General features: G+C 68.8%; 14 protein-coding genes. 8 read left to right on the plus strand and 6 right to left on the minus strand.

Annotated elements, in window-relative coordinates; translation table 11 throughout:
* Nucleotides 1-11: 11 nt before the first annotated feature.
* Both DFR72_RS29665 and DFR72_RS29670 read right to left on the minus strand, forming a co-directional pair.
* Nucleotides 12-368, minus strand: coding sequence for a peptidase inhibitor family I36 protein (locus DFR72_RS29665; RefSeq protein WP_090069218.1), 357 nt, complete (start codon nucleotides 366-368; stop codon nucleotides 12-14).
* Between the two features lie 40 nt (nucleotides 369-408).
* The gene (locus tag DFR72_RS29670) at nucleotides 409-1,218 is read right to left on the minus strand and encodes a DUF72 domain-containing protein (RefSeq protein ID WP_090069220.1); all 810 of its coding nucleotides are present in this window, start codon (nucleotides 1,216-1,218) and stop codon (nucleotides 409-411) included.
* 17 nt (nucleotides 1,219-1,235) lie between these two features.
* On the opposite strand from DFR72_RS29670, the gene DFR72_RS29675 reads away from it, so the two are divergent.
* Nucleotides 1,236-1,970, plus strand: a complete 735-nt coding sequence (locus DFR72_RS29675) for an arylamine N-acetyltransferase family protein (protein ID WP_090069221.1) — start codon at nucleotides 1,236-1,238, stop codon at nucleotides 1,968-1,970.
* Here the strand turns inward: DFR72_RS29675 and DFR72_RS29680 are convergent.
* Nucleotides 1,925-3,625: a glycoside hydrolase family 5 protein gene (locus DFR72_RS29680; RefSeq protein ID WP_342768684.1), complete on the minus strand. Its 1,701-nt coding sequence runs from the start codon at nucleotides 3,623-3,625 to the stop codon at nucleotides 1,925-1,927. The genes DFR72_RS29675 and DFR72_RS29680 overlap by 46 nt on opposite strands.
* A gap of 88 nt (nucleotides 3,626-3,713) precedes the next feature.
* Between DFR72_RS29680 and DFR72_RS29685 the strand changes: the two genes are divergently transcribed.
* The gene (locus tag DFR72_RS29685; protein WP_090069224.1) at nucleotides 3,714-4,271 is read left to right on the plus strand and encodes a PadR family transcriptional regulator; all 558 of its coding nucleotides are present in this window, start codon (nucleotides 3,714-3,716) and stop codon (nucleotides 4,269-4,271) included.
* Nucleotides 4,268-5,563: an FAD-dependent monooxygenase gene (locus tag DFR72_RS29690; RefSeq protein ID WP_090069590.1), complete on the plus strand. Its 1,296-nt coding sequence runs from the start codon at nucleotides 4,268-4,270 to the stop codon at nucleotides 5,561-5,563. Before DFR72_RS29685 ends, DFR72_RS29690 begins: the two co-directional genes overlap by 4 nt.
* Here DFR72_RS29690 and DFR72_RS29695 read toward each other — a convergent pair.
* Nucleotides 5,529-6,242, minus strand: a complete 714-nt coding sequence (locus tag DFR72_RS29695) for a DUF72 domain-containing protein (RefSeq protein WP_090069226.1) — start codon at nucleotides 6,240-6,242, stop codon at nucleotides 5,529-5,531. The genes DFR72_RS29690 and DFR72_RS29695 overlap by 35 nt on opposite strands.
* 72 nt (nucleotides 6,243-6,314) lie before the next feature.
* Here DFR72_RS29695 and DFR72_RS29700 point away from each other — a divergent pair, with 72 nt between their 5' ends.
* The 3 genes from DFR72_RS29700 to DFR72_RS29710 are packed head-to-tail and all read left to right on the plus strand — an operon-like array spanning nucleotide 6,315 to nucleotide 7,530.
* Nucleotides 6,315-6,602 carry a type II toxin-antitoxin system Phd/YefM family antitoxin gene (locus DFR72_RS29700; RefSeq protein ID WP_090069227.1) on the plus strand — a complete coding sequence of 96 codons (288 nt, stop codon included), beginning with the start codon at nucleotides 6,315-6,317 and terminating at the stop codon, nucleotides 6,600-6,602.
* Entirely contained in the window at nucleotides 6,590-6,997 is a 408-nt protein-coding gene (locus tag DFR72_RS29705; protein ID WP_245983624.1) for a type II toxin-antitoxin system VapC family toxin, read from the plus strand. Before DFR72_RS29700 ends, DFR72_RS29705 begins: the two co-directional genes overlap by 13 nt.
* A gap of 29 nt (nucleotides 6,998-7,026) precedes the next feature.
* On the plus strand, nucleotides 7,027-7,530 hold the full coding sequence (locus DFR72_RS29710; protein ID WP_090069229.1) for a DUF2199 domain-containing protein: 504 nt from the start codon (nucleotides 7,027-7,029) through the stop codon (nucleotides 7,528-7,530).
* Here DFR72_RS29710 and DFR72_RS29715 read toward each other — a convergent pair.
* Nucleotides 7,481-8,023 (minus strand): HAD domain-containing protein, encoded by a 543-nt coding sequence (locus DFR72_RS29715; RefSeq protein WP_170176446.1) that lies wholly within the window; start codon nucleotides 8,021-8,023, stop codon nucleotides 7,481-7,483. The genes DFR72_RS29710 and DFR72_RS29715 overlap by 50 nt on opposite strands.
* A gap of 59 nt (nucleotides 8,024-8,082) precedes the next feature.
* On the opposite strand from DFR72_RS29715, the gene DFR72_RS29720 reads away from it, so the two are divergent.
* A complete protein-coding gene (locus DFR72_RS29720) occupies nucleotides 8,083-8,409 on the plus strand; it encodes a hypothetical protein (RefSeq protein ID WP_090069230.1) in 327 nt (108 codons plus the stop codon).
* On the opposite strand, the gene DFR72_RS29725 is transcribed toward DFR72_RS29720, so the two are convergent.
* Nucleotides 8,346-8,678, minus strand: coding sequence for a hypothetical protein (locus DFR72_RS29725; RefSeq protein WP_143086852.1), 333 nt, complete (start codon nucleotides 8,676-8,678; stop codon nucleotides 8,346-8,348). The genes DFR72_RS29720 and DFR72_RS29725 overlap by 64 nt on opposite strands.
* A gap of 18 nt (nucleotides 8,679-8,696) precedes the next feature.
* On the opposite strand from DFR72_RS29725, the gene DFR72_RS29730 reads away from it, so the two are divergent.
* Entirely contained in the window at nucleotides 8,697-8,924 is a 228-nt protein-coding gene (locus DFR72_RS29730) for a hypothetical protein (protein ID WP_090069233.1), read from the plus strand.
* Nucleotides 8,925-8,963: the final 39 nt, after the last annotated feature.

The following is an 8,963-nucleotide window of genomic DNA, read 5'->3' on the forward strand; positions in this document are numbered from 1 at the left end:
GGTCTCCGTCGTTAAGGACCCCACACCTGCAGGCCCCTGATCACGAAGTAGGCGTCCGGCACGTAGGTGCCGTGCTTCGGATAGGTGGTGAACTCGGCCTCGGTCGAGCAGTTCTCGCGCTGGTAGACCGTCGCGTCCCTGCTCAGGCGGTTGGCGAAGGACTTGCCGGTCACCGTGAGCGTGATGCACTCGCCGGGGTTCGCCGATTCCACGTCGAGGCGCTGGACGGTTCCCGTGTACTCCGCGCCCGACCAGACGCAGAACTCGCCCTTGTCGCAGGTCTTGTCACTCTGCGCTACGGCGATCCCACTGGAGGCGACCGCGCCCGCAGTGACCACCAGGGCGGCGATGATGCTCTTCGTCGACATGGGCGCACCTCCGTCGGAGAAGAGTGTGCGTCCGTTCGGCTCAATCGGCCAGACGATCTTGCAACGCCCTGGCGTCGCGCGGGGCGTAGGCCTTCGCGTCGTTGTCGAAGTAGACGAACACGTCGCCCTGCTGCCGCCAGGCGCGGACCTTCTCCGCCCACTGGTCGAGGCCCTCGGCGGTGTAGCCGCTGACGTAGAGCTCGTCGTGGCCGTGCAGCCGGACGTAGACGAAGTCGCTCGTCACCTCTTCGATCAACGGGTACTTGCCGGCCGCGTCCGCGACCACCAGCGCTATGTCGTGGCGCCGGAGCAGCTCGACGAACTCCGGCGTCTTGTAGCTGTCGTGGCGCACTTCGAGGGCGTAGCGCATCGGCCGTTCGGCGTCGGTGGTGGTGTGGGCCGGGTCGACGCGGTGGTCGTGGCGTCTCGCGACCTCGGCGGCCTCGGTGGTGGTGCGGGGCAGGCCCTCGAAGAAGCTCGTGAGCAGGTCCGCGTCGAACTGCAGCGTGGGCGGGAGCTGCCACAGGATCGGGCCGAGTTTCGGGCCCAGGGCGAGGACTCCGGACGCGAGGTAGTTCGCGAGGAGCTCGTTGCCGTCCTTCAGGCGCTTCATGTGCGTGATGAAACGGCTGCCCTTGACCGAGAACACGAAGTCGTCCGGTGTGTCGGCGGCCCACTTCCGGTAGCTCGACGGGCGTTGCAGCGAGTAGAAGGAGCCGTTGATCTCGACGGAGCCGAGCTGCTCGCTCAGGTAGGCCAGCTCGCGCTTCTGCGTGACGCCCTTGGGGTAGAACACGCCGCGCCAGGGCGGGTAGACCCACCCCGAAGTCCCGATCCTGACCTCGCCCATGCGGATATCGTGGCACGGTGGACGACTACCTACAGCGCATCGGTGCCTCTCGCACGTCGTCGTTGGCAGAGCTGCACGAACGGCACCTGCTGAGCGTCCCGTTCGAGAACCTCTACACGCACATGGACACCCGGATCGTGCTGGAGGTCCCGTGGCTCCACGACAAGATCGTGACGCAGCGGCGCGGCGGGTTCTGCTACGAGCTCAACGGGATGTTCGCGGAGTTGTTGCGGCACTTGGGACACAGCGTCGACCTGCTCGCGGCGCGGACGGTGGGCGAGGGGCAGCGGCTCGGCCCGCCGCTCGACCACATGGCGCTGCTCGTGGACGGCACCTGGCTCGCCGACGTCGGGTTCGGGGCGTTCATGCTGCACCCGCTCGACTGGAAGTCGCGAGAGGACCAGCGCGACCCGTACGGCGTGTTCCGGCTCGTGGACTCGGGCGACGACGTGGAGGTGCTGATGAACGGCAAGCCCTCCTACCGGCTCGAACGCCGGCCGCGTGACCTCGCCGAGTTCGTGCCGACCTGCTGGTGGCACCAGACCGCGCCGGAGTCGCACTTCCGCGCCGGGCCGATGGCGTCGCTCGCGCTGCCGTCGGGGCGGATCACCGTGACGGACAAGAAGGTCGTGCTGACGGAGAACGGCCGCAAGACCTCGACGGAGGTCGAAGATCCCGCGGCCGCGTTCCTGGAAAACCTAGGACTTCACTTCCGGCAGAGCAACGCGTCCGGGGTCCTGCGCCAGTTGTAGGCGACGCCGGCGATGTGCTCGTCCTGCGCGCACTGACCCTTGTAGTGGCCGTTGGCCCAGTCGCCGCCCTGGTCCGGCCGGTTGTCGCCGCGGTCGAACCAGAGCACGCGGCTGGTCGATCCGGTGGCGACCGGTGCGCAGACCAGCGTGAAGTTCGCGTAGCCGACGGCCGCGTTGTTGTTCGGGCACTGGAGCTTCGTGTAGCCGGACGCCCAGTCGTTCGTCACGTGCTGCTCGTTGGTGACCCTGGTCGTGCTGCTCCACTGTGGACCGCTGACGCACAGGCCGCGGCTGCCCGTGTGGCTGATGCCGGTGAGCTTCTCGTTCTGCGGGCAGGATTCCTTGAGGAGCTGGTTCCACCGCGTCTCCTGCGGGACCTGCCCGGTGCGGCTCGGCGCGGTGACGAGGCGGTTCCACGCGCCGGCCCGCCAGTCGTCGCCGTCGTTGACGCCCATGCGGTTGCCGGCCGCGTCCCAGTGCAGCAGCGCCCATCCGTTGCCACCGCGGTTGGTGTGGAAGCCGACCAGCGGCCAGTAGGCGAAGTCGGTATCGTTGGCGATCAGCTGGTTCACGAACCGCTCGAACCAGTCACGCGCCTTGGGGTTGTTCTCGCCGCGGCCGCCGACGCCGAACTCGCTGATCCACAGCGGCGCGGTGAAGTGCTTCTGCGCCTCGGTGATGAAGAAGGCCTGGCGCTGCAGGACGTTGACGTGCTCCTGCGGCGAGAGGTCCTGGTAACGGGGGTCGGTCGTCTCGCCGATTCCCGTGGCACCGCTGTGGTTCGGCCCGGTGTAGCCGTAGAAGTGGGCCGAGTAGACGAGCTTGGCGGGGTTGGCGAGCGTGTGGCTGAGGAAGCGCGCCGGCTCCAGCGTCGGCCGGCCGTGCGCGAAGCCGTCGACGGGGATGCCGGTCCAGTTGATGCCCTCGACGATGACGAGCAGGTCGGGCGCGGTCTGCTGGAGGCGGTCGGCGGCCTGCTGGGAGGCCTTGTGCCAGTCGTGGTCGTTGCCCCAGCCCCAGTTCGGGTCGTCCCAGACGTTGCGGCGCACCTCGTTGTAGAGGTCCGCGCCGACCACGCGCTTGTTCGCCTTGTAGCGGTCGGCCATGAACGCCCAGTCGGTGATCCACTGGTCGGTGCTCTGGCTGGTGTTCCACCGCTCGTTGCCGTCGACGCCGCAGCACCACCGCGAGGTCGTGGTGTGGTTGTTGAGGATGACGGCGAGGTTGTTGCGGGTCAGTTCGGCCACGACCGCGTCGTAGACCTCCAGCGGCCGCTTCCCGTTGAGCTGCGCGTCCTTCAGGCCGTGGGCAGGACTGGTGTCCTTGATCATCTGGTTGGAGAACGGCAGCCTGATGCTGTTGACGCCGATCTCCTTGAAACCACTGATGATCGTGGCCATGGTCGCGCGGTCGAGGCCGAGCGGGACCTGGTCGGCCTTCTCGCCGGAGTGGTGGTTGGCGGGGTCGTTGATGTCGCCGGAACCGGTGTAGGTGCCGCTCGCACCGTGCCAGTTGCCGGACTTGAGCTTGAAGCGGTCGCCGTGTGCGTCGACGATCCACCGGCCTCGGGTGCTGAGGGGGCCGGTCCAGGCCGCCTCCTCCGCATGCGCTTGCACGGGAGCCACGAGACTCGCGGCCAGGAGCAGGGGAGCCAAGACGCGAATCGTTCTCATATCTGAACAGGCTAGTTGACAACCCGGACGGCGCTGCAAATACTCGGTTCCGAGCGATCGGAGTCGAGTGATGAAGAATCCGCTGGGTATGGCGGTGCTGGGATTGCTGCTGGAGTCGCCGCTGCACCCGCACGCGATGGCGGCGACGTTGCGCGAACGCGGCTTGGACCGGGCTTTCAAAGTCACGACAGGTTCGCTCTACGACGTGGTTCGCGCGCTCATGCGTGAGGGGTGGATCGAAGCGCGCGAGACGGTGAAGGTCGGTGCCCGGCCGGAACGCACCGTCTACGGGCTCACCGAGGCGGGACGGGAGGAGTTCACCCGCTGGGTCGACCGGCTGGTGCGCGAACCGCAGCCCGAGTTCCCGAAGTTCCTCTCCGCCGTCAGTTACCTCGGTGCCCTGGGACCCGGCGGTGCGGTGGAGGCGCTGCGGGGACGGGCGGAGCGGTTGCGGGCGTCGCTGGAGGAGATGCGCGGCTCTCACCGGGACGCGCTGGAGCAGGTGCCGCGGCTGTTCGTGGTGGAGGTCGAGTACGCGGTGCGCATGGCCGAGGCCGAGCTGGGGTGGGTCGAGGAGATCATCGGCGGCGTCGAGTCCGGGCGTCTCCCGTGGCCGGAGGGGTCATGACCGTCCTGGTCGCCGGCGCGGGCCCGGCGGGGTTGGTGGTGGCGGCCGAACTGGCGCTGGCCGGTGTCGAGGTGACCGTGGTGGACGCGGCGCCCAGGCGGTTCGCTCATCCGCGTGGCTTCACGTTGTCCGCGCGCAGCCTGGAGTTGCTCGACCGGCGCGGGCTCGCCGAGCGGTTCCTCGCTGAGGGACCCGTTGTGCCGTACGGCATGTTCCTGCCGGGCATGGGTCTCGACTTCTCGGCCATGGACACCGACCACCCGTACGCGCTCGGCATCGGGCAGAACCGCGTCGAGGAGCTGCTGGAGGAGTGGCTCGCCGAACTCGGTGTGCGCGTGCGATGGGGACACGAGGTCGTGGACTTCTCGCAGGACGCCGACGGTGTCGACGTCGTCGTCGGCGAGGAGCGGTGGCGTGCCTCGTACCTGCTCGGGTGCGACGGCAGTCGCAGCATTGTGCGCAAGCGGGCCGGCATCGGCTTTCCCGGCGTGGACGCGACGTCGTACGGACTGATCGCGGACGTCGAGGCCGACTTCGACGCGCTGGCGACGGGGGAGGTGCTCGTGCTGCCGCGGCCGGGATACGTGCGGATCGTGCTCGACGAGCCGGAGCCGCGCACCGGGCCGGTCGAGCTCGGATACGTGCGGGAACTGCTGCACGCCAGGCTCGGCCGGGAGGTGCCGCTCGGGAGACCGCTGTGGCTCAGCAGGTTCTCCGACGCCGCCCGGCAGGCGGAGAGCTACGTGCGGGGCCGGGTGGTCCTCGCCGGGGACTCCGCGCACGTCCACCCGCCGGCGGGAGCGGTCGGCGTGAACGTGGCGCTCGCCGACGCGATGAACCTCGGCTGGAAGCTGGCCGCAACGGTGTCGGGTCGGGCGCCCGACGGCCTGCTGCAGACCTATCACGACGAACGGCATGCGGTCGGTGCACGCGTGGTGCGCACGGCGCGGGCGCAGTCGTTGCTCGGGCGTGAAGACCTCTCACCGGTGCGAGAGCTTGTCGCAGAACTGGGTGCGGCGGCGGGCACGCACCTCGCGGAGCTGGTCACGGGTGTCGACACGCGGTATGACCCTCGTATACCGGGCGACCACCCGTTGCTCGGGCGGCTGGCGCCGAACCTCGCGGTGGAGGTCGACGGCAGGTCCACGACCGTCGCCGAGTTGCTGCGTCCCGGCCGGCCGGTGCTGCTGGACGAGTTCGGCGGGATGCTGATCAGGCCGGACGGTCACGTCGTGTGGGTGGCCGACCCGGAGACGCTCACTGCCGCGTTGCGGACGTGGACCGGGCCATGAGGCTCAGCGCGTTGACGGGAGCGGCGCCGTGCATGGTGTTGTCGAAGTAGACGTAGGTGTCGCGGTCCCACTCGCGGATCTTCCCGGCCCACTCATCGAGCTGGTCGTCGCTGTAGGAGCTGATGTACAGCTCGTCGTGGCCGTGCAGGCGCACGTAGGCGAAGTCGGCGGTCACGGCCTCGATGCACGGGAACGTCGGTGCGTCCGACACGACGTGGGCGACGTTGTGCGCGTGGAGCAGGTCGAAGTAGGCGTCAGTGCGAAACGACTCGTGGCGCGGTTCGAGTGCGTGCCGGCCTTGCGGGAGTGCGGCGAGGAAGTCCTGGAGCGTCGCGCGGTCGAAGCGCAGTGACGGCGGCAGCTGCCAGATGACCGGTCCCTGCTTCGGGCCCAGTGCGAGCGACTCGGTGAACGTCTTGAGCAGGTCTTCGACGTCGCGCAGGCGTTTGACGTGCGTGATCAGCTTGGGGCCCTTGACGGCGAAGACGAAGTCCGGCGGGGTCTCGGCGACCCACTTGCGGTAGTGCGACGCAGGCTGGAGGCGGTAGAAGGAGCTGTTGATCTCGATCGTGTCCACGTGGGTGGCGAGGTGGCTCAGCCACAGCCGCTGGGGAACGCCGCGGTAGAAGTCGTCGCGCCACTCGGGGTAGCGCCAGCCCGACGTGCCGACCCTGATCATGCCGACCGGGTATCCCGGCGGTGCTGTAGCTACTCCGTAGCACTTTTCTGCCTTTTGCGCTACGGTGGTGGTATGCAGCAGCTCAGAGCCATCGGCCAGCGTGAGCTCCGCAACGACAACGCGGAGATCATGCGGCGCGTCGAGGCGGGTGAGAGCTTCGTCGTCACCCGCAACAACAAGCCCGTCGCCCAGCTCTCGCCGTACCGGGAGGACGCCGTGACCCGTCCGCCCCTGGGGGATGTCCAGGTGCTGTTCGGCACCCTGCCGCCGGTCGACGCGGACCGGTGGGAGGCCGACCGCCGTGCGGCCGACGAGGTGTTCGGCTCGGACGACCCGCTGGACGACCCGTGGCAGAGCTGAGCTGTCTGCTCGACACCTGTGTGCTGATCAGGCTCGAGCGGGCGAACCTGGGTGAGTACGTGAACGCCCAGCCGTTCCTGAGCGCCGTCACGATCGCGGAGCTCGCGTTCGGGCTCGACACCGAGGACCCGGTCGAGCGGTTCGCGCGCACGGAACGGTATTACGCGGCGCTGCAGACGTTCGAGGTGCTGCCGTTCGGCGTCGAGGAGGCCAAGGTCTACGGGCAGATGGCCTCGCTGGTGCGGCGGGCCGGCCGAAGCCCGCGCCCGCGGCGGATGGACCTGCAGATCGCGGCCACGGCGGCGGTCGCGGGCCTGCCGGTGCTGACGATGAACGTCAAGGACTTCAAGGACGTCGGGCGGCTCGTCGAGGTCGTGCCCATCCGTCAGGTCTGAGGAACGCCGGCGACTCTAGGCTGGCCGCCATGATTTCTCCGGGGTTCACCTGTTCCAGCTGCGGTGAGGTGCACGAAGGCCTTCCGTCCGGCTACTCGATGGCCGCGCCCGTGTACTGGTCGCCGGACGTCGCCGAGAAGCCCGGCAGCTTCCTCTCGGGGGAGCAGTGCGTGATCGAGAACGAGCACTTCTTCGTGCGCGGCCGCATCGTGCTCCCTGTGCGCGACGCCGACGAGGACTTCGAGTGGGGCGTGTGGGTGTCGCTCTCGCCGGCGAACTTCGGCCGCATGATCGAGGTGTTCGAGGACCCGGCCCGGGCCGGCGAGCCGCCCTACTTCGGCTGGCTGTCGACGATCCTGCCCGGCTACGAGCCCACGACGCTCAACCTCAAGATCAACCTGCACACGCAGGAGATCGGGGTGCGGCCGTTGGTCGAGGTCGAACCCACCGATCACCCGCTCGCCGTGGAACAGCGCGAGGGCATCACGGTCGCGAGGGTGCAGGAGTTCGCGGAGCTCGCTCTGCACCAGTGAGGAACGCCCGGACCCGTTCCAGGTGGTCCACGCCGATCCCCTTGCGCGGGTCGACCGGCACCAGCAACGTGCCCGGCCTGCTCGCAGCCCATTCCTGGTCGCGTGGTCGGAACTCGTCGTCCAGCCACGCGATCGGACGCGTCCGCGCCCACTCGGTGATCGCCGCGATCTTGCCGTGGAGGCCGTCGGCATGATCGGAACCGCGGCCGCCGAAGTCGATCCACTCCAGTTCCGGCAGACCGATGCACGGCCCGATGAACTCGTTCGCCTCGTGCTCCCACGTCGTCGCCCACACCAGGTCAGCGCCGGTCGCGGCGGCGAGCGAGAGCAGCCACGAGCCGTGTGACGGGTCCAGCCAGACGCGCAGTGGCCGGAAGAAACCGTATGGACGGACTCGACGTGTGGTGTAACCGGCCGGACGCCGGGTCGGCTTCGCCATGAACGGGTTCAGCGGGCCGTCGACGTCCAGCAGGATCGCGGGACGCATGAACATGACCTGATCGAAACATCCCAACGGCTAATGATCCCGCGATTTATCCCGATACGTGACACATGACTGTCACGGACATCGCGTCGTGGGGCACGGCGGACCACGTGCGAGCCGCTCTTGAACGTCACCTCGAAGGTGCGCTGGTAGAGGTCCCCGGAGACGACGCCGCGCCCCGCTGGGCGTTCAGCGAGGCGCTGCGCAGGTCGTTGATGCTGCGCCAGACGCACCCGTTCGACACCGTCGCCATCGGGCTGCCGGACCTGCTGCGCTACCGGGAGCTGGTCGCCGGCTCCGAGGTGACGCTGCGCGCGACGAACATCGACGCCTACTTCATCCGCGAGGACGGGTCGGCCGAGCTCCACCAGCCGGTGATGGTGCCCGAGGCCTGACGGGCAGCCGTGATCGTCAGTTCGGGCGTGGCGGGCTGGACCTTGCGACCCGGCGTGCCCGTGGCCGGAGTGCTGACGCTCGGAATCGGCCTGCTCACGGCCTGACCCGCGGAACGGTCGGACATCGCGCTGCTGGAGGACGAGCTCGCCGAGAGCCGGTACTGGCAGCAGAACCCGAACGCGTCGTACAAGGACGCGTACGCGGCGGCGAACGAGGTCTCCCGCTGGGAGAACCAGATCCCGCCGTCCGGCAACGAAGACTTCAACAAGTCGTGGAGGTGGTACGGATGGCGCTGCTCGTGTACCTGCACAAGGAAGAGGAGACGGCGACGTCCGTCCGCTACCGGTTCCACACCGACGGCGGCACGGCGCGCCGCCTCGTCCTGGACAAGCAGACCGAGACGATCCTCCCCGACGACGGCAACGCCGACGGGATCTTCCGCGCGGCCGCCGGCAAGCTCGCCAGGGCGTGGGTCACCGGCCAGACGCCGGAAACGCTGGTCCACCAGTCGTGAATGCAGAAGCCCCCGGCTCCGTCGAGGAGGAGCCGGGGG

Source organism: Lentzea flaviverrucosa, from assembly GCF_003350445.1.
Classification (GTDB): domain Bacteria; phylum Actinomycetota; class Actinomycetes; order Mycobacteriales; family Pseudonocardiaceae; genus Lentzea; species Lentzea californiensis.

Excerpts from the sequence above, each read along its gene's own strand:
- DFR72_RS29665 (WP_090069218.1), bottom strand. The coding sequence starts at position 368 with ATGTCGACGAAGAGCATCATCGCCGCCCTGGTGGTCACTGCGGGCGCG.
- DFR72_RS29670 (WP_090069220.1), bottom strand. The coding sequence starts at position 1,218 with ATGGGCGAGGTCAGGATCGGGACTTCGGGGTGGGTCTACCCGCCCTGG.
- DFR72_RS29685 (WP_090069224.1), top strand. The coding sequence starts at position 3,714 with ATGAAGAATCCGCTGGGTATGGCGGTGCTGGGATTGCTGCTGGAGTCG.
- DFR72_RS29690 (WP_090069590.1), top strand. The coding sequence starts at position 4,268 with ATGACCGTCCTGGTCGCCGGCGCGGGCCCGGCGGGGTTGGTGGTGGCG.
- DFR72_RS29695 (WP_090069226.1), bottom strand. The coding sequence starts at position 6,242 with ATGATCAGGGTCGGCACGTCGGGCTGGCGCTACCCCGAGTGGCGCGAC.
- DFR72_RS29700 (WP_090069227.1), top strand. The coding sequence starts at position 6,315 with ATGCAGCAGCTCAGAGCCATCGGCCAGCGTGAGCTCCGCAACGACAAC.
- DFR72_RS29710 (WP_090069229.1), top strand. The coding sequence starts at position 7,027 with ATGATTTCTCCGGGGTTCACCTGTTCCAGCTGCGGTGAGGTGCACGAA.
- DFR72_RS29715 (WP_170176446.1), bottom strand. The coding sequence starts at position 8,023 with ATGTTCATGCGTCCCGCGATCCTGCTGGACGTCGACGGCCCGCTGAAC.
- DFR72_RS29720 (WP_090069230.1), top strand. The coding sequence starts at position 8,083 with ATGACTGTCACGGACATCGCGTCGTGGGGCACGGCGGACCACGTGCGA.
- DFR72_RS29730 (WP_090069233.1), top strand. The coding sequence starts at position 8,697 with ATGGCGCTGCTCGTGTACCTGCACAAGGAAGAGGAGACGGCGACGTCC.